This window comes from Arthrobacter sp. MDT1-49-2, assembly GCF_059090185.1.
On the sequence record NZ_JBNHFK010000011.1, the window covers coordinates 63,326 to 81,561 of the forward strand.

Genomic DNA, 18,236 nt, shown 5'->3' on the forward strand with positions numbered 1-18,236 from the left:
AGCACCGGCCCGATCTTGGATGAGATCTCCAGCCGCCCCACCGCCGCCCACCTGGCTTCCCTTCCCCGGAGCCAGGCGGCCGGCAGGTGAGGCGCGGATGGGGGTCTGGTTCAAGAATCGCCCGGTTCACCCGCTGACTGGCTTCGACCACCGGCACCACCACAACCTAAGGAAACCCAAGATGAGCGAAGAGCGCCCCACCGAGGAACGGCATGTTCCGGTGCTGCGCGACCGCTGCATCAATCTCCTTGCCCCGTCCATTGAACGTGCCGTCGCGGACCACGGCAGGGCCGTCGTCGTCGACGCGACCCTGGGCATGGGCGGGCACAGTGAGGCAATGCTGCAGCGTTTTCCGCAGCTCCACCTGATCGGCATCGACCGTGACCAGCAGGCACTGGCACTGGCAGGCAAGCGGCTGGAGCCGTTTGCCGACCGGATCGATCTGGTGCACGCGGTGTATGACGAAGTAGCCGACGTGGTCCTGGACCTCGGTTTCGACGGGATTGACGGTGCGCTGTTCGATCTGGGTGTCTCCTCGCTGCAGCTCGACGAGCGCGACCGCGGTTTTGCCTACTCCTATGACGCGCCGCTGGATATGCGGATGGACACCACCCGCGGACGCACCGCGGCCGACGTCGTCAACACCTACAGCGAAGCGGAACTCGTACGCATCATCCGCAAGTGGGGCGAAGAGAAGTTCGCCGGGCGTATCGCCTCGGCCATTGCCGCCGCCCGCGAGGCCAAACCCTTTACCACCACCGGCGAACTGGTTGAGGCTATCCGGGGCGTGGTGCCTGCTGCCGCTGCGCGCACCGGGGGACATCCGGCCAAACGGACCTTCCAGGCGCTGCGCATCGAAGTCAACGAGGAACTGGACGTGCTGGAACGCGCCATTCCCGCGGCGCTCTCCGTCCTGAACCTTGGCGGCCGAGTGGTAGTGATGTCCTACCACTCCCTCGAGGACAAGATCGTCAAGGGAGTATTCGCCGCGGGCGCGCGCTCCTCGGCACCTGTTGGCTTCCCCGTGGAACTTGAGCAGCACAAAGCCCAGCTCAAGCGGCTGACCAAGGGCACCGAGGTGCCTACGGAGGAGGAAATCGCGGAGAATCCCCGCGCCGCCTCCGCCAAGCTGCGGGCAGTAGAACGTATTCGCGAATCCATGGACGGGGCCTGGGAAAAATGAGTGAACGTCGGCCAACGGCCCGATACCGTACTTCTGCCGCGAATGCCGTAGTAGGCAATACGGCACGTACCCTCGACTGGGATGCTGCCCCGGCACAGGAGCCGGCGGCGCCCAGGCGCCGCACGCCGCTCTCCCTGGTTCCCGCGGCTGCCGGCAGGAAGCGGGCACCGTTTGCCGTTTTCTGCTTCGCGGCCCTGGTGCTTGGGCTCGCCTCCGTGCTGCTGCTCAATATCTCCGTGTCCAGCGGGCAGTACGAACTGGTGGAACTGCAAAGCCAGAAAACCGAACTTACCCAGCGCAATGAGGCGCTGACTCAGGAAATCGAGAATCATCAGGCACCCCAGGTCCTGGCCGCAGCGGCCGGGGAGCTCGGCATGGTGTCCTCTCCGTCCTTCGGCACCATTGACCTGCAGACACTTGCGGTCACCGGCACCCCCGAACCGGCCAAGGACAGCGATCCGGCGCCCGCGCAGATCGGTGCGCCCAGCGTCCTGACCCAGCCGGTCACCCCCGCGCCTTCCGTGATTCCGGAACCGGCACCGGATACGGTGAGGGCAGCCGAAGCAAAGGAGGAGGCAGCTGCACGTGAAGCCGCTGCCGCCGCACCGGAAGCGGAGGACGGACGGGAACCGGCACCGGACGCCGTTCCCGAAGCGGACCTGAACGGCGGAACCATTCCTGCTCCGGTCCAGAGAAGCGGAAACTGAAACAGGCCGGCAGGCATCAACTTTAGGTATTAACGAGGACACGTTGTGGCACAGACATCCGGCCCGAACAACCACAGGGTGGCTCTCGTTGCCAAGCGGCTGCGGGCAGGACTGATCACAGCACTGGTTCTCCTGACCGTTCTTGGCCTCCGGCTTTTCCAGGTCCAGGCACTGGACCCGGCCGGTATGGCCGAAGACGCCGTCGCGAACCGGCTCACCACGGTGAGCGTCCCGGCGCTGCGCGGCAGCATCCTCGACGCCAACGGCAACTATCTGGCCCGCAGTGTGGAACGCTTCGACATTGTGGTTGACCAGCGGCTGTCGCAGCCCTACGCCGAGGACGAGGTCTTCCAGCGCCGCGACGCCGAAGGTGTCCTGCAGGACATTCCCTTCGACCAGGGCTTCGAGGAGCTTGCGGCCATCCTGGGCCAGGACACCGAGACCCTGCGTTCCTCGGTACTGGGGGAGAAGGGCTTCAACTTTGTTGCCAAGACCGTCACTCCGGAGATCAAGGAAAAGGTCCTGGCGGTGAAGTTCCCCGGTATCTATGCGGACCGCACCACGCTGCGCACCTATCCTTCGGGCGCCGTTGCCGGGTCCATTGTGGGTTTCCTTGGCACGGAAGGCGCCCAGGAGGGTCTTGAACTGACGCAGGATGAGATCCTGGCCGGCACAGCCGGCAGCAAGACCTATGAAATCGGCGGGGACGGTATCCGGATTCCCTACGCCACCAACGAGGATGAGCCTGTGCAGGACGGGCAGTCGATCAAGCTCAGCATTGACCAGGACCTGCAGTGGTTCTCGCAGCAGACCATTTCCGCACAGGTGGAGGAATACAACGCCGAGTGGGGCAACATCGTTGTGATGGAGGCGGAGACCGGCAGGGTGGTTGCCCTGGCCGAATCCACCACGGTGGACCCCAACAACCCGGGCGCCACCCCCGCGGAGTCCCGCAAAGCGCGCAGCGTGACGGATTCCTTCGAGCCGGGATCCACCACCAAGGTCATCACCATGGCCGCCGCCATCGAAGAGGGCCTGATCACCCCCGAATCGCAATTTGCCATCGGCTCGAACTACACCGTGGACGGGCAGACGTTCAAGGACGCCGCACCGCACGGCGACCTCCGGATGACCGCGTCAGGGGTGCTGGCAAAGTCCCTGAACACCGGCACGGTCATGATCGGACAGCAGCTCACCCCGCAGGAACGGTACGACTGGCTGCGGAAGTTCGGCATCGGCCAACCCCTGAACGTAGGGCTGAACGGGGAAACCTCGGGCATCCTCTCGGATCCCGACGAATGGGACACCCGGCAGCAGTACACGGTGCTCTTCGGCCAGGGGCTCACGCAAACGGCACTTCACACCGCCGGTGTGTTCCAGACCATTGCCAACGACGGCGTGCGCATTCCCCCCAGCATCATTGACTCCGTGATTAACGAGGACGGGACGGAGAAACCGGTCGAAAAACCCGAGGGAACGCGCGTTGTGTCCAAGGAGACAGCGGCGGAGGTCCGGCGGATGCTGGAGACCGTAACCAAGGACGGTTCGGGCGCCACGGGGGCGCTGGAGCAGTACCGGGTGGGGTCCAAGACAGGCACCGCCGAGGCTCCCGGTCCCAACGGCGGCTACAGCGGCTCGACGCTCTCCTATGCTGGTATTGCACCTTTGGAGGATCCCAAGTACGTGGTTGTGGTGACCCTCCAGCGTCCGCAGGGCGACCTTTACTACATCATTCCGGGGCAGTCCTTCCAGAAGGTCATGGAGCAGGCGCTTGTCAGCAGCAACGTGCCGCCCTCCACGGGAAAGCCGGAGACCTACCCCATTGAGTACTAAATCGGAGAGCAACGAAGTGCCAACAAGTGAAAACCGGCTTGCCGGGTCCGGGCTGCGTCCTGCAGCGGTAAAACCCGTTACCGTGCGCACGGCTGTAGACCGTCTGCCGGCGGCTTTGCGGGACGTCGCGGCGGCCCCGGGCACCGGCGACGGAGGCTGGGCCACCGAGCTGACGGGACTGAGCATCAATTCCCGCGAGGTGCGCCCCGGTGACCTCTACGTAGGGGTGGCAGGCGCGCACCATCACGGTGCCCGGTTTGCGCAGGCGGCAGAGAACGCAGGTGCGGCCGCGGTGCTGACCGATGCCGCCGGTCTCGCCGAGCTGGGGAAACCCGGCATCCCGGTATTCGTGGCAGGCGACGTTCGCAGGCTGGTCGGTCCGCTGTCCGCCGCAGTTTTTGACAGCGTTCCCGCGGACGGGCCGCGCCCGGCACTGTTCGGCATTACCGGCACCAACGGCAAAACCACCACGTCCTACTTCCTTAACTCCCTCCTGCAGGCTCTCGGACGCACCACCGGGCTCATCGGCACCATCGAGATCCGGGCCGGCGCCGAATCCATCCCCAGCGTCCTGACCACCCCGGAATCCCCGCAGGTGCATGGGCTGCTTGCCCTGATGCGCGAACGCGGACTCGATGCCGCGACCATGGAGGTTTCATCCCACGCCATCGCCTACCGCCGGGTGGACGGTGTGCGGTTTGACGTCGCGGGGTTCACCAACCTGACCCAGGACCACTTGGACCTGCACGGTTCGATGGAGGAGTACTTCGCGGCAAAAGCGGCACTCTTCCAGCCGGACCGCTCCCGGCAGGCCGTGGTCACCGTGGATGACGAGTGGGGCGCCCGGATGGCAGCCACTGCCGGTGTGCCTGTGCTGACCCTGGCCACCGACGGCGCCGACCACGGCGCGGACTGGAACGTCACCGAGGTGGAACCGCGCGGCCTGGGGCACTCGTTCGTCCTGCGTGGCCCGGCGGGGGAGGAGCTGCGTGTCTCCACTGCCCTGCCCGGCGGGTTCAACGTCTCCAACGCGGCGCTGGCAACCGTCATGGTGCGCGCCGCGGGGGTTCCGGCCGAGGACATCAGCCTGGCTCTGGCAGCGCATGATCCGTTCACCGTCGAGGTGCCCGGCAGGATGCAGCTGATCGGCGAGGAGCCGGCCGCGATTGTTGACTTCGCGCACAACCCCGATGCGCTGACCCGCACCCTGGCTTCCGTCCGCCGCCCGGACGCAGATGCCCGGGTCATCGTGGTGTTTGGTGCCACCGGTGAGCGGGACCAGACCAAACGCCCGCTGATGGGCGCCATCGCCGCCCGGCTGGCCGACGTCGTTCTGGTCACCGACGATGACCCGCACGGCGAGGACGCCGCGGCCATCCGAGCCGATGTGCTCCGCGGTGCAACCGCAGCGCAGTCCGGTGAGGGGCTTACCAGCGTGATCGAGGAAGTTGCACCCCGCGCGGCCGCGATCGACCGCGCCGTCCAGCTTGCCCGCCCGCAGGACACCGTCCTGGTGGCCGGACGCGGACACGAGGTGTGGCAGGAGGTCATGGGTGAGAACCTGGCCCTGGATGACCGCGTGGAACTGCGGCAGGCTTTGACAAGATACGGATTCAGTGCCCTGACAAGCGACGGGGTAGAGTCCTAAATCGTTATGATTGAACTTAATGCAGCCGAAATAGCGGCAATTACAGGCGGCGAGCTCATCGGGCCCGCTGCGCAGGGCACCGGTTTCGCCGTGACTTCCGCCACAACGGATTCACGCGAGGCCACGCAGGGTTCGCTCTTCATAGCCAAGCCCGGAGAGAATTCCGACGGCCACCACTTTGTGGGGGCAGCATTTGACCAGGGGGCGCAGCTCGCCCTCGTGGAACGCCCGGTGAGCGACGACGCCGGCAATCTCTTCCCGGCAGTAATGGTGCCGGACGTTGTCCTCGCCATGGGCACCATGGCCGCGGAGATCATCCGCCGCCTGCGCGCCTCCGGTGAGTTGACCGTCATCGGCATCACCGGATCCGCCGGCAAGACCACTACCAAGGACCTGCTGGCCGGCGTCCTGGCCGCCGCGGGTCCCACGGTGGCCCCCGTGGGTTCCTACAACGGCGAGGTGGGACTGCCGCTGACCGTCTTTACCGCCGACTACGGCACCCGGTATCTCGTGATGGAGATGGGTGCCACGCGCATCGGCAACATCCGCTACTTGGCCGACATCGTCAAGCCCGACATCGGGGTTGTCCTGTTTGTGGGCTCGGCACACGCCGGCGAATTCGGCGGGGTGGAGAACATCGCCGTTGCCAAGGGCGAACTGGTCGAGGCGCTGCCCGAAAACGGCACCGCCATCCTCAACGCCGACGACGTCCGGGTGGCCGCCATGGCCTCACGCACCTCTGCGCCGGTACTGTACTTCACCTCCTCGCCCGAGGAAGCGCACGGCGCCAAGAACGCAGTCCGCGCCCTGGACGCCGGCACCGACGCCGAGGGGCGCCCGGTCTTCACGCTGCTGCTCCCCGACGGCAGCACGCACGCGATCCGTTCCGGGCTGATCGGTGCCCACCACACGGCGAACCTGCTGGCTGCGGCGGCTGCCGCCTATGCCGCGGGCATCCCCGGGGAGCAGATTGCCGCCGGCCTCAACGGGCGTACCGCGGCGAGCCGCTGGCGGATGGAACGTACCGACCGCGCCGACGGCGTCAGCGTCATCAATGACGCCTACAACGCCAACCCTGAGTCCATGCGCGCCGCCCTGCGCACCCTGGCCGAACTCGGCCGGGAACGCCGCACCTGGGCGGTGCTGGGCGAGATGCTGGAACTCGGTGATGATTCCGTCACCGAGCATGATGCCATCGGGCGGTACGCCGTCCGGCTGAACATCTCCAAACTCATCGTTGTCGGCTCTGGCGCCCGTGCCATGCACACCGGTGCCGTGATGGAGGGTTCCTGGGGGGATGAGTCCACTTTCGTGGAAACGGCCGAGGAAGCTGAACGCATCCTCGAGGACTCCCTGGCACCCGGCGACATTGTCCTGTTCAAATCCTCCAACGGGGCGGCACTGCGCTTCCTCGGCGATCGGATAGCCTTGACCTCTGCAGCACTGACTTCCACCGATTCGGCTGTCCCGCCGGTCCGTACCCACGGGACCGGAGGCGAAACGAAGTGATCTCCCTGCTCGTCGGGTCATCACTGGCCCTGGTGTTCGCCTTTGCCGGCACACCCCTGTTTATCCGGTTCCTGGTGCGGAAAGGCTACGGCCAGTTCGTCCGCGACGACGGTCCCACCTCGCACCACACCAAGCGCGGCACCCCCACCATGGGCGGCGCCGTCATTGTGGCCTCAGTGGTGGCTGCGTACTTCCTTACCCACCTGATCAGCGGCATGCTGGGGTTCGGCTCCTTCAGCCCGACGGCGTCCGGACTGCTGGTCCTGCTGCTTACCGTGGGTATGGGCCTGGTCGGTTTTATTGACGACTACACCAAGATTTCCAAGCAGCGGAGCCTCGGCCTGAACGCCACGGCGAAGATCATCCTGCAGGCCGCGGTGGGCATTGCCTTCGCAGTTCTGGCGCTGCAGTTCCCCAACGACCAGGGCCGCACACCGGCGTCGACGGCCATCTCCTTTGTCCGTGACACGGGAGTGGACCTGGCCTTTGCCGGCACCATCATCGGCGCGATCCTGTTCGTCATCTGGTCCCTGCTCATCACCACGGGCACCACCAACGGCGTGAACCTGGCCGACGGGCTGGACGGCCTCGCCGCCGGCGCATCGGTGCTGGTATTCGGTGCATACTTCCTGATCGGCATCTGGCAGTACAACCAGAGCTGCGGTGCCCCGACCGCAAGCGGTGCCGTCTGTTACGAGGTGCGCGACCCCATGGACCTGGCCCTGCTGGCCGGCGCCATGGCCGGTGCCCTGATCGGCTTCCTGTGGTGGAATACCGCTCCGGCGAAGATCTTCATGGGGGATACCGGCTCGCTGGCCATCGGCGGTGCCATTGCCGCGTTCGCCATCCTTTCCCGGACGGAACTGCTGCTGGTGATCCTCGCCGGCCTGTTCGTGATCATCACCCTTTCGGTCATCATCCAGGTGGGGTACTTCAAGATCAGCGGCGGCAAACGTGTCTTCAAGATGGCTCCGCTGCAGCACCACTTTGAACTCAAGGGCTGGGCCGAAGTGACTGTAGTGGTCCGTTTCTGGATCATTGCCGGCCTGTGCGTCGCCGTGGCACTGGGCATCTTCTACGCAGAATGGGTGGTAGGAAATTGAGCGCACCCCTTTCCGAACTGACAACCTGGGATGCCGACTGGAGCGGACTGCGCGTTGTGGTCACCGGCATCGGGCTCTCCGGTTTTTCCGCGGCCGACACCCTCATTGAGCTTGGTGCCCGCGTCGTCGTTGTGGACGCACGCGATACGGAGGAGAACCGCGCCAAGGCGGACACCCTGCGCATTGTCGGCGCCGCTGATGTGCTGCTTGGCGCCGACGCCGTCGCGGCACTGCCGCGGGTCGAGGGCGAAGCCGCGGAGCTGGTGGTGACCTCTCCCGGCTTCCGTCCGACGCATCCGGTGCTGGCCGCGGCCGAGGCTGCGGGCATCCCCATCTGGGGCGACGTCGAGCTGGCCTGGCGGGTGCGTATCCGCGAGGGCCGCGAGACCGCCCAGTGGCTGGCCATCACCGGTACCAACGGCAAGACCACCACCGTCACCATGACCGAAAGCATGCTCCGCGCCGCCGGGCTGCGGGCCATTGCCGCCGGGAACGTCGGCACGCCCATCCTGGATGCCATCCGCGATCCGGAAGGTTATGACGCCATTGCCGTGGAGCTCTCCAGCTTCCAGCTGCACTGGACGCACTCCATCTCGCCGTTGGCCAGCGTGTGCCTGAACCTGGCCGAAGACCACGTGGACTGGCACGGTTCCTACGAGGCCTATCGGGACGCCAAGGCCAAGATCTACGAAAACACGCAGGTTGCCTGCATCTACAACGCCGAACAGTACGAAACCGAGTCCATGGTGGAGAACGCGGACGTGGTGGAGGGCTGCCGGGCCGTGGGATTCACCACCGGTGTACCCGCCATCAGCATGGTCGGCGTGGTCGAAGGACTGCTGGTGGACCGCGCGTTCATTGAGCAGCGCAAGGATTCCGCTGCCGAGCTCGCGTCCATGTCCGATCTGGGCGAGTACGCGCCGCGCCACATGGTGGCCAACGCGCTGGCGGCCGCTGCACTGGTGCGGGCCTACGGCGTCGAGCCCGTGGCCGTCCGCGACGGGCTGCGTGCCTATGCGCCCGGTGACCACCGGATCCAGCCGGTGGCCCGGCTGGAAGACATCCTTTGGGTGAATGACTCCAAGGCCACCAACCCGCATGCCGCCGCTGCCTCACTGGCAGCCTTCAGCAGTGTGGTGTGGATTGCCGGGGGGCTGTCCAAGGGCGTGGGATACGACGATCTGGTCGCAGCCCACCGGGACCGCCTCAAGGCAGTGGTCCTGATCGGTGTGGAGACCGGGGACCTGCGGGCATCACTGGCAAGACACGCCCCGGATGTGCCGGTGGTGGAGGCACTCCCGGCGCAGACTGGTGGGCAGGAAGAACCTGTTACCAGCGCCGAGGAGATCATGGTCCGTGCCGTTGCGGCAGCCGCGGCCGTGGCGGAAGCCGGAGATACGGTCCTGATGGCACCGGCAGCGGCGTCCATGGACCAGTTCACCTCCTATGCCCACCGCGGCGAGGCTTTTATCGAAGCCGTGGCAGGGTACGTGGGCGGACGGCAGGCAGAGGAACAGGCAGCGGAACAGGCACAGACTCCGAAGGAGCCCTAGAGTGGTCACCACGCCCACCGGCAGCAAACGCAAACCGGCACTGCGCCGGGCTCCTGCGGACCCCGCCGGAACCGGCAAGGGCGCGGTGACTGGACAGGGCTCCGCAGCGGTCAAAGGACGGCCGGGCGGCAAAGGCGGCACCTCCGCCGCCGCTGACGCAGCACCGCAACGCGTGTCCCGGAGGGAGCGCTTCCTGGTCTTCCTTGAAGGAAGCGGCCGAAGCGCCACCGGCTCCAGCTACTACACCATCCTGGGCGCCACCCTGGCCCTGACGGCCATCGGCCTGATGATGGTCCTCTCAGCGTCCTCAGTGGAGTCAATTGCCGCAGCAGCGGGAAGCGACGCCGGCGCCGCCACCACCTTCGACCTGTTCCTGAAGCAGTCCCTGTTCGCTGCCGCGGGCATCGTGGCGATGCTGGGATTGTCCCGGCTGGGGCCGCGGCAGTACCGGTTCCTGGCCTGGCCGCTGTATTTCGTGGGCGTCCTGCTCCTGATACTGGTCCTGGTGATCGGCAAGGAAGTGAACGGCAACAAGAACTGGATCGAGATCGGCCCGATTACGGGCCAGCCCTCGGAAGCGGTAAAGCTGGCCATGGCCATCTGGTTCGCCGCGGTTCTCTCGCGCAAGGGAGCACTGGTCACGGAGTGGAAGCATGCCCTGATCCCCGTGGTCCCGGGCGGCGGCCTGCTGATCGTGCTGGTGATGGCCGGCAGCGACCTCGGCACGGTGATCATCATGGGACTGATCATGCTGGCGGCTTTGTTCTTCGCCGGATCACCCATGCGTTTCCTGGGTGCACTCTTCGCTGCCGCCGCTGCGGGCGCCCTGCTGATGTCGGTGGTCAGCAGTAACCGGTCCAACCGCATCAGCGCATGGCTGAAGCTGGACTGCAGCACCGGTCTCTGCGACCAGTCCAATGCCGGCATGTATGCCCTGGCCTCCGGCGGCTGGCTGGGCGTGGGCATCGGCCAGAGCCGGCAGAAATGGAACTGGATACCGGAAGCGCACAATGACTTCATCTTCGCCATCATCGGCGAAGAGTTCGGGCTGGTGGGCACCCTTGTGGTGGTCAGCCTGTTCGCCGTCCTCGCCGTGGCCACGGTGCGCGTCACCATGCGCCATACCGATCCGTTCATCCGCATTGTCTGCGGCGGCATCCTGGTATGGATTGTGGGACAGGCCTTCGTGAACATTGCCATGGTCACCGGACTGCTGCCCGTGATCGGCGTCCCGCTGCCCTTCATTTCCTATGGCGGCTCCTCGCTGACCTTCACCCTCGCCGCTGTCGGCGTCCTGCTTTCCTTTGCCCGCAAAATCCCCGAAAGTGAACCAACAGCTCCATGACGCAGCATCCCTTGTCCGTAGTCCTGGCCGGAGGCGGCACAGCCGGGCACATCAGCCCGCTGCTGGCTATTGCCGACGCCCTCAGGGCAGAGCGCCCCGACACCCGCATCACTGTGGTGGGAACGGCATCCGGCATGGAGACGCGCCTGGTGCCGGCGGCCGGCTACGAACTGGCCACCATTGACCGTGTGCCCATGCCGCGGCGTCCCAGCGGTGACCTGTTCAAGCTCCCGGTGCGGCTGGTCCGCGCCGTCCAACAGGCCGGCGCGATTCTGGACCAGGCGGCAGCCGACGTCGTCGTGGGCGTGGGCGGTTATGTCTCCACCCCCGTGTACCTGGCGGCCCGGCGGCGTTCCATCCCGGTGATTGTCCATGAAGCCAATGCGCGCCCGGGGCTCGCCAACCGGGTGGGAGCCCGGTTCGCAGCCGTCACCGGCGTGGCCTTCGCGCAGACGCACCTGCCGGGGGCAGTCCACGTCGGGATGCCGATGCGCCGGGAGATCTCCGGACTGGACCGTAGCGCGGCACGGGCCGCGGCCCGGCAGGCACTGGGCCTGGCCGCAGAGAAACCGACCCTGGTGGTAACCGGCGGCTCCTCCGGAGCTGCCAGCATCAACCGGGCCGTGGAAGCGGCACTTCCGGCACTGGCAGCAGCCGGCATCCAGACACTGCACATCACCGGCCGGGGCAAATCCCTAATGGACTCCGCAGGGCAGCGCCTTGCGGCGCCCGGCTACACCCAGGTGGAGTACGTGGACGGCATGGAAACCGCCTACGCCGCTGCGGATCTGCTCCTGGCCCGCGCCGGCGCCGGGACGGTCTGCGAAATCAGCGCCGTGGGGCTGCCCGCAGTACTGGTTCCGCTGCCGCACGGCAACGGGGAGCAGGCGCTGAACGCTGAATCCCTGGTTGCCGCCGGGGGAGCGCTGACCGTCGCGGATCCACTCTTCACAGCCGACTGGATCTCCGGCAAACTCATACCTTTGCTGGCTGATCAGGCCGCACTGGAAGCAATGTCCAAGGCCTCCGTGTCCCTCGGTATCCGTGACGCGGACCGCCGCATGGCTGCCTTTATCTTCGAAGCGAGCGGCAGGTCCAAGGCATGATCAGCAGACTGAATCCGGCCGAACTCGGCCAGGTGCACTTCATCGGATTGGGCGGGGCCGGCATGTCCGCCGTGGCCCGGGTTCTCCTGGCAGAGGGCATTCCCGTCTCCGGTTCCGATGCGAAGGATTCCCCCGGGCTGCGGGCCCTTGGCGCCCTCGGTGCCAGGACCTTCGTGGGACACGACGCCGCGCATGTGGCAGATGCCGACACCGTTGTCGTCTCCACCGCGATCCGTGAGCAGAACCCGGAGCTGGCCGCGGCCAGGCGCCGCGGGCTGCGGGTTATCCACCGCTCCGTGGCACTTTCGGCTGCCATGGGTGAGAAGGACCTGGTTGCCGTGGCGGGAACCCACGGCAAAACCACCACCACCGCCATGGTGACCGTGATGCTGCGCGAAGCGGGCATGGACCCGTCCTTTGCCATCGGCGGCGACGTGGCGTCCCTCGGCGTCAATGCGGCCTCCGGGTCCGGACCCGTGTTCGTGGCCGAAGCCGACGAGTCCGACGGTTCCTTCCTCAACTACACACCGCAGATCATTGTGGTGACGAACGTTGAGGCGGACCATCTGGACCACTACGGCACCGAGGAAGCCGTTTTCGCGGCGTTCGATGCGTTTACTGCCCTCCTGCCCGCCGACGGCCTGCTCGTCGCCTGTGCGGACGACGCCGGGGCAGCCGCCCTCCCGAGGCGCAACGAGGGAATCCGGGCAACCACCTACGGGTATGCGGAAAATGCGGATATCTGCATTTCGGACACCCGCCCGCAGGGGGCCGGATCCTCCAGCACCCTGACCTACACCGCTGAGGGCCGCTCCCGCCAGGTGCAGCTCGATCTGCAGGTGCCGGGGGCGCACAACATCCTCAACGCCGCCGCCGCGTTTGCCGTCGCCCTGGAACTCGGGGTCGACCCGCGCGTTGCCGCTGCCGGCCTGGGTACGTTTTCCGGCGCTGCCCGGCGCTTCGAATCCCGCGGAACGGGGCGGGGGGTGCGGGTTTACGATGACTACGCCCACCACCCCACCGAGGTGAACGCTGCCCTGAAGGCGGCCCGGACCGTTGCGGACGGGCACCGCGTCCACGTGCTCTTCCAGCCGCACCTGTTCAGCCGCACACGCAACTTCGCCGCAGAGTTTGCCGCGGCGCTGGATCTGGCAGACACTGCCACGGTGCTGGACATTTATCCTGCCCGCGAGGACCCGATCGAGGGGGTCACCAGTGAGCTGATCACCTCCCGCCTCACGGTCCCCGGCGGGTACGTGGAGGATGCTGAAGCCGCTGTGGCCCGGGTGGCCGACGGCGCCCGGGACGGGGATGTCATCCTCACTGTTGGTGCCGGGGACGTCACCCGGCTCGGTGCCGAATTGGTGGCGCGCCTCGCCGTCTCCGGCGGCCGGGATGCTGCGGCGGACGCCGGCGGGAAAGCCCCCGATGGCCGGTAGGAAACGCCGGGCGAAGGACGGCGAAACGATCTCGGCCACCAAGGCGCTGCCGGTCGGCGGAAATGAAACTGCTCCCGGCCCGGCTCGGGGCGGGCAGTCACCGCGGGCATCCGTCAACCCGGCCGCCGGCACAGCGGCCGGGTCTGCCGGCATGAAGACCGGCGGGCGGACACTCGCCGCCAAGGCCTCAGCTGCCAGGTCTGCCAGGACCCCGCGCCCGGAGGCAGCCGCACGGACTGCCGCCCAGCGCGGGTCCGCCGCGGCGGGGAATCCGGTCCGGAGCACCGCAGGGGACCCTGCCGGGGCCGCGGGGCCGGCAGGTTCGAATCCGACCCGGAATCCACCCCGGAATGCAACCCCGAATCCATCCCCGGATACCGTCCGCCAGCCGCCGGCGACCGTCCTGGCTTTCCCGGAGCCTCCCCGGCGCAAACGCAGGCGCAACGCCTGGATTGCCGCCGTGTCCGCGGTGCTGCTGACGGGGCTGTTCTTCGCGTTCCTGTTTTTCTCGCCTGCGCTGGCGTTGAAGACCGTGGTGGTGGAGGGAACCCAGCTGCTGCCGCGCGAACAGGCCGAGGCAGCGCTGGAACCGCTCAAAGGCAGGACCCTGCCGTCCATTTCGGATGCAGATGTGGAAAGCCTGCTGGCGGACCGGCCGGAAATCGAGTCGGTGAAGGTTGCCGCACAGCCGCCCTCCACACTGCTGGTCACTGTCACCGAACGGATGCCCGTCGCCGTGCTGCAGGACGGCCCCCAGCACGTCCTCATCGATGAACAGGGCCGCCGGCTGGCGGTTGCCGCTGACCGCGCCGCCGTGCCCCTGCCCCTGATCGCCGGAGGCACAGAGGCGGTCAATGCCGAGGTGTTCCCCAGCATCACCTCGGTCCTGGCGGCACTGCCGGCAGAGGTCCTGGGCCGGCTGGAAAGTGCCTCGGCGCAAACCGTGGATTCCGTTGAACTGAAACTCAACAGCGGCCAAACGGTATTCTGGGGGAGCGCCGACGCCAACGCTGCCAAGGCCCGGGTACTGGAAGCACTGTTGAAAATGGCGCCGACCGATCCGCCGGTTGAGGTCTACGACGTCAGTGCTCCGGACCGGCCGGTGACCAGGTGAGCGCTACCCGACAGTGGCGAAAGTTTCCTCCGACACGCGGGCCCGGTAATTGCACATGCCCCGCCGGCCCCATAGCGTCTCAAGTACAGGGTTACTTGACATAACTCTAACCTTCAAGTTGAAGGTAAGGGTTTGTCGGTTCAAGGTTTTCGGCCGGACGGAACGCGGAACACCACAGGCATGATGCCGGTGGAGGGGCTGCGGGCGTTGGCGGCCGGGGCCGGCTTCGGCCGGTCCGCAGGAGACACGCGGCTGCAGCACCCAGGCAGCCGCAGAAAACATAAGTTGCAGAGATTCGAACAAGGGACACAGGACGTGGCAGCACCGCAGAATTACTTGGCCGTCATCAAGGTCGTCGGCATCGGCGGCGGTGGCGTGAACGCCGTAAACCGAATGATTGATGTTGGCCTCCGCGGCGTGGAGTTCATCGCCATCAACACCGATGCGCAGGCTCTGCTGATGAGTGACGCCGACGTCAAGCTCGACGTCGGACGCGAACTCACCCGCGGCCTGGGCGCCGGCGCGGATCCCGAGGTTGGCCGGAAGGCCGCAGAGGATCACGCAGAGGAAATCGAAGAGGTCCTGCGCGGCGCGGACATGGTCTTCGTCACCGCCGGTGAAGGCGGCGGCACCGGTACCGGCGGCGCTCCCGTCGTCGCCCGGATTGCCCGTTCGCTCGGAGCGCTGACCATCGGTGTCGTCACCCGGCCGTTCACGTTCGAAGGACGCCGGCGTTCCAACCAGGCCGAATCGGGCATCGACACCCTTCGCGACGAAGTCGATACGCTCATCGTCATCCCGAATGACCGCCTGCTCTCGATCAGCGACCGCAACGTGTCCATGCTGGACGCGTTCCGCTCCGCCGACCAGGTGCTGCTCTCCGGTGTCCAGGGCATTACCGACCTGATCACCACCCCGGGCCTGATCAACCTCGACTTCGCCGACGTCAAGTCCGTGATGCAGGGCGCCGGCTCGGCGCTTATGGGCATCGGCTCCGCCCGCGGCGAGGACCGCGCGGTCAAGGCCGCCGAGCTGGCCATAGCGTCGCCGCTGCTTGAAGCCTCCATCGACGGCGCGCACGGCGTGCTGCTCTCGATTCAGGGCGGCTCCGACCTCGGCCTGTTCGAAATCAACGAAGCAGCCCGCCTGGTCCAGGAAGTGGCCCACCCCGAAGCCAACATCATCTTCGGTGCCGTCATTGACGACGCCCTGGGTGATGAAGCCCGCGTTACGGTTATCGCCGCCGGCTTCGACCAGGTGGACGTGACCTCCCAGCCGGCCTCGCACAAGCCCGCAGAGCCGGCCACCCCGCCGTCTGCGGCACCCGCCGCCGGAAGCTTCGCAGCCGCCGCACCGGCCTCCGCCGGGCTCTCCGCCTGGTCGCAGCGGTCGCACCAGCACAGTGATGTCCCCGCCGATGCCGGCTTCGACATTGACCTGCCCGCCGTTGTGGAATCCGATCTGTCCACCGGCCGTCCGGATGATCTGGATGTTCCGGATTTCCTGAAGTAGTCGAACTGAGCACTGCAGCGGGGTTGCCCCGGATGTTTTGGTGGCACCGGCAGGTTGACGAGAACCTGTGGGTGGGATTCACCGACATGTCCGCGGGCAACCTCGCTTTGCATGTGAGGGATGACCCGGATGCCGTTCTGCGGCGCCGGGCCGACCTGGAGGCGGCGCTGGAAGTGGCACCGGGGAGCCTGCGGTTCATGAACCAGGTGCATTCCGCCACGGTTCTGGAGGCGCAGGAGGCAGGCGAAGCAGCGCCCACCGCCGACGGGCTGATCAGCAGCGACGGCCGGGCACCCCTGGCCGTGATGGTTGCCGACTGCGTCCCCGTCCTGCTGGCGGGCCGGACGACGGCGGGAACAGTTGTGACCGCGGCGGTGCATGCCGGGCGGCGCGGCCTGCTCGACGGTATCCTGCCGGTGTCAGTGCAGCGCATGCGTGCCGCGGGTGCCGGCAGCCTCCGGGCATGGATCGGGCCGTGCATCTGCGGTTCCTGCTATGAGGTCCCCGCAGCCATGCAGGCTGATGCGGCGGCCGTGCTGCCCGCAGCCGTAGGGTTCACCCGCGAGGGCACCCCCGCACTGGACCTTCCTGCCGGAGCGCAGGCGCAGTTGGAGGATCTGGGCGTGGACGTACACCGCGTCGAGGGGTGCACCCGGGAGAACGCCGAACTTTACTCGCACCGGCGGGACCCGGCGGCCGGACGCATTGCCGGCGTGATCTGGCGCCGGCCCTAAACCCCTTTGAGCCGCAGTGCCGGCATCGCCAGCCCGGCGTGAGAATGGAAAGACCATGACAATGACCCACGAGCAGTCTTCGCGCGCCCGGGAGCTGGCGCACCGGCTCCGGACCGTACGGAACCGTATCGATGCGGCCGCCGGGCCGGACAGGCAGGACGAGCCGCACCTGATTGTCGTCACCAAATACTTCCCGGCTTCCGATGTACGGATCCTGAGGGACCTCAGTGTCCGCGACGTCGGCGAGAACAAGGACCAAGAAGCGGCAGCGAAGGCAGCGGAACTGGCGGATCCGGAGCTGAACTGGCACTTCATTGGGCAGCTTCAGTCCAACAAGGCCAAGTCCGTGGTCCGCTACGCCGCGTCAGTGCACTCGGTGGACCGGCGGTCCCTGGTTTCCGCACTGGGCAAAGCAATGGCGGCCGAGCAGCGCCGCCGGGCGGACGAGGGTTTGCTGCCCCGCCCGGACCTTTCCTGTTTCATTCAGGTGGACCTGCGTCCCGGCCCGGCACGGGACGCTGATCCCGGACGCGGCGGAGCGGCCCCGCAGGACGTGGCGGAACTGGCGGACACCGTCGCCGGCACGGCCGGACTGAGTCTGTCCGGGCTGATGGCGGTGGCGCCGCTGGGGGAGGACCCTCACGCCGCCTTTGCCCGTCTCCACAGTCTTTCGCGGCAGCTGCAGCAGCAGCATCCGGAGGCGCGGAGCGTTTCAGCGGGCATGAGCGGAGACCTCGAAGCTGCCCTCGCCAACGGAGCGACACACCTGAGAATCGGGTCCGATGTTCTGGGCGCGCGCCCGCCGGTACGGTAGCGTCGAAGTACGAACACCACACAGCCGCCGTTAGGCATAGCAGAAACCCCACGGGCAACTACGGCGTTGAAGGATTAGAGGAGCAACCATGGCTGGCGCAATGCGCAAGACAATGATCTACCTTGGGCTCGCCGACGGTGACGAGCACTACGAGTCGGAACAGCGAAACCTGAGGGAAGCTCCCGCCAGGGAAGAAGAGTTTGCCCCGGTCCAGGAAGCAGAGGAAGTGGCGCCGGAACCGGCACCCGCCCCGGTTGTCCGCAATGCAGTGGAGGAGTACCGCGCACCCGTGACACCCATTAAGCGTGCACCCTCGTCCCGTGAGGACGTTGCCGGCCTGCGTCAGATCACCACCGTCCACCCGCGCTCCTACAACGACGCGAAGATCATCGGAGAGAGCTTCCGCGACGGCATCCCGGTGATCATGAACGTCACCGATATGGGTGAAGCGGACGCCAAGCGGCTCGTTGACTTCTCCGCAGGACTGGTCTTCGGCCTGCGCGGCAGCATCGAGCGCGTGACCAACAAGGTGTTCCTGCTCTCCCCGTCCTACGTGGAGGTCCTCGGCGATGACAAGAAGATCAGCGAATCCTCCTCCACCTTCTTCAACCAGAGCTAACCTGCTCCCGTACCGAC

General features: G+C 66.8%; 15 protein-coding genes. All 15 read left to right on the forward strand.

What is annotated here, in order from left to right; all coding sequences use genetic code 11:
• Nucleotides 1–181: 181 nt before the first annotated feature.
• The 15 genes from rsmH (at nucleotide 182) to AC5RTS_RS14895 (ending at nucleotide 18,219) form a co-directional block, all read left to right on the forward strand.
• Nucleotides 182–1,183, forward strand: a complete 1,002-nt coding sequence (gene rsmH, locus AC5RTS_RS14825) for a 16S rRNA (cytosine(1402)-N(4))-methyltransferase RsmH (RefSeq protein ID WP_493992778.1) — start codon at nucleotides 182–184, stop codon at nucleotides 1,181–1,183.
• Nucleotides 1,180–1,890: a cell division protein FtsL gene (ftsL, locus tag AC5RTS_RS14830; RefSeq protein WP_493992779.1), complete on the forward strand. Its 711-nt coding sequence runs from the start codon at nucleotides 1,180–1,182 to the stop codon at nucleotides 1,888–1,890. Before rsmH ends, ftsL begins: the two co-directional genes overlap by 4 nt.
• A gap of 45 nt (nucleotides 1,891–1,935) precedes the next feature.
• On the forward strand, nucleotides 1,936–3,723 hold the full coding sequence (locus AC5RTS_RS14835; protein ID WP_493992780.1) for a peptidoglycan D,D-transpeptidase FtsI family protein: 1,788 nt from the start codon (nucleotides 1,936–1,938) through the stop codon (nucleotides 3,721–3,723).
• Between the two features lie 16 nt (nucleotides 3,724–3,739).
• The gene (locus AC5RTS_RS14840; RefSeq protein WP_493992781.1) at nucleotides 3,740–5,371 is read left to right on the forward strand and encodes a UDP-N-acetylmuramoyl-L-alanyl-D-glutamate--2,6-diaminopimelate ligase; all 1,632 of its coding nucleotides are present in this window, start codon (nucleotides 3,740–3,742) and stop codon (nucleotides 5,369–5,371) included.
• A gap of 6 nt (nucleotides 5,372–5,377) precedes the next feature.
• Nucleotides 5,378–6,880, forward strand: coding sequence for a UDP-N-acetylmuramoyl-tripeptide--D-alanyl-D-alanine ligase (locus tag AC5RTS_RS14845; RefSeq protein WP_493992782.1), 1,503 nt, complete (start codon nucleotides 5,378–5,380; stop codon nucleotides 6,878–6,880).
• Nucleotides 6,877–7,983, forward strand: a complete 1,107-nt coding sequence (gene mraY, locus AC5RTS_RS14850) for a phospho-N-acetylmuramoyl-pentapeptide-transferase (RefSeq protein ID WP_493992783.1) — start codon at nucleotides 6,877–6,879, stop codon at nucleotides 7,981–7,983. Before AC5RTS_RS14845 ends, mraY begins: the two co-directional genes overlap by 4 nt.
• Nucleotides 7,980–9,536 (forward strand): UDP-N-acetylmuramoyl-L-alanine--D-glutamate ligase, encoded by a 1,557-nt coding sequence (gene murD / locus AC5RTS_RS14855; RefSeq protein ID WP_493992784.1) that lies wholly within the window; start codon nucleotides 7,980–7,982, stop codon nucleotides 9,534–9,536. Before mraY ends, murD begins: the two co-directional genes overlap by 4 nt.
• 1 nt (nucleotide 9,537) lies before the next feature.
• Nucleotides 9,538–10,881, forward strand: coding sequence for a putative lipid II flippase FtsW (gene ftsW, locus AC5RTS_RS14860; RefSeq protein WP_493992785.1), 1,344 nt, complete (start codon nucleotides 9,538–9,540; stop codon nucleotides 10,879–10,881).
• A complete protein-coding gene (gene murG / locus AC5RTS_RS14865; RefSeq protein WP_493992786.1) occupies nucleotides 10,878–11,987 on the forward strand; it encodes an undecaprenyldiphospho-muramoylpentapeptide beta-N-acetylglucosaminyltransferase in 1,110 nt (369 codons plus the stop codon). Before ftsW ends, murG begins: the two co-directional genes overlap by 4 nt.
• On the forward strand, nucleotides 11,984–13,426 hold the full coding sequence (gene murC / locus AC5RTS_RS14870) for a UDP-N-acetylmuramate--L-alanine ligase (protein ID WP_493992787.1): 1,443 nt from the start codon (nucleotides 11,984–11,986) through the stop codon (nucleotides 13,424–13,426). Before murG ends, murC begins: the two co-directional genes overlap by 4 nt.
• Entirely contained in the window at nucleotides 13,416–14,540 is a 1,125-nt protein-coding gene (locus tag AC5RTS_RS14875; protein ID WP_493992788.1) for a cell division protein FtsQ/DivIB, read from the forward strand. Before murC ends, AC5RTS_RS14875 begins: the two co-directional genes overlap by 11 nt.
• Nucleotides 14,541–14,855: 315 nt before the next feature.
• On the forward strand, nucleotides 14,856–16,052 hold the full coding sequence (ftsZ, locus tag AC5RTS_RS14880; RefSeq protein ID WP_493992789.1) for a cell division protein FtsZ: 1,197 nt from the start codon (nucleotides 14,856–14,858) through the stop codon (nucleotides 16,050–16,052).
• A gap of 32 nt (nucleotides 16,053–16,084) precedes the next feature.
• Complete coding sequence (gene pgeF, locus AC5RTS_RS14885; protein WP_493992790.1) at nucleotides 16,085–16,786, forward strand: peptidoglycan editing factor PgeF; 702 nt, start codon at nucleotides 16,085–16,087, stop codon at nucleotides 16,784–16,786.
• 61 nt (nucleotides 16,787–16,847) lie between these two features.
• The gene (locus tag AC5RTS_RS14890; protein WP_493992815.1) at nucleotides 16,848–17,600 is read left to right on the forward strand and encodes a YggS family pyridoxal phosphate-dependent enzyme; all 753 of its coding nucleotides are present in this window, start codon (nucleotides 16,848–16,850) and stop codon (nucleotides 17,598–17,600) included.
• An 88-nt stretch (nucleotides 17,601–17,688) separates the two neighbouring features.
• On the forward strand, nucleotides 17,689–18,219 hold the full coding sequence (locus tag AC5RTS_RS14895) for a cell division protein SepF (RefSeq protein WP_493992791.1): 531 nt from the start codon (nucleotides 17,689–17,691) through the stop codon (nucleotides 18,217–18,219).
• Nucleotides 18,220–18,236: the final 17 nt, after the last annotated feature.

Excerpts from the sequence above, each read along its gene's own strand:
- rsmH (WP_493992778.1), top strand. The coding sequence starts at position 182 with ATGAGCGAAGAGCGCCCCACCGAGGAACGGCATGTTCCGGTGCTGCGC.
- murG (WP_493992786.1), top strand. The coding sequence starts at position 10,878 with ATGACGCAGCATCCCTTGTCCGTAGTCCTGGCCGGAGGCGGCACAGCC.
- pgeF (WP_493992790.1), top strand. The coding sequence starts at position 16,085 with ATGTTTTGGTGGCACCGGCAGGTTGACGAGAACCTGTGGGTGGGATTC.
- ftsL (WP_493992779.1), top strand. The coding sequence starts at position 1,180 with ATGAGTGAACGTCGGCCAACGGCCCGATACCGTACTTCTGCCGCGAAT.
- AC5RTS_RS14875 (WP_493992788.1), top strand. The coding sequence starts at position 13,416 with ATGGCCGGTAGGAAACGCCGGGCGAAGGACGGCGAAACGATCTCGGCC.
- AC5RTS_RS14845 (WP_493992782.1), top strand. The coding sequence starts at position 5,378 with ATGATTGAACTTAATGCAGCCGAAATAGCGGCAATTACAGGCGGCGAG.
- AC5RTS_RS14890 (WP_493992815.1), top strand. The coding sequence starts at position 16,848 with ATGACCCACGAGCAGTCTTCGCGCGCCCGGGAGCTGGCGCACCGGCTC.
- murC (WP_493992787.1), top strand. The coding sequence starts at position 11,984 with ATGATCAGCAGACTGAATCCGGCCGAACTCGGCCAGGTGCACTTCATC.
- AC5RTS_RS14895 (WP_493992791.1), top strand. The coding sequence starts at position 17,689 with ATGGCTGGCGCAATGCGCAAGACAATGATCTACCTTGGGCTCGCCGAC.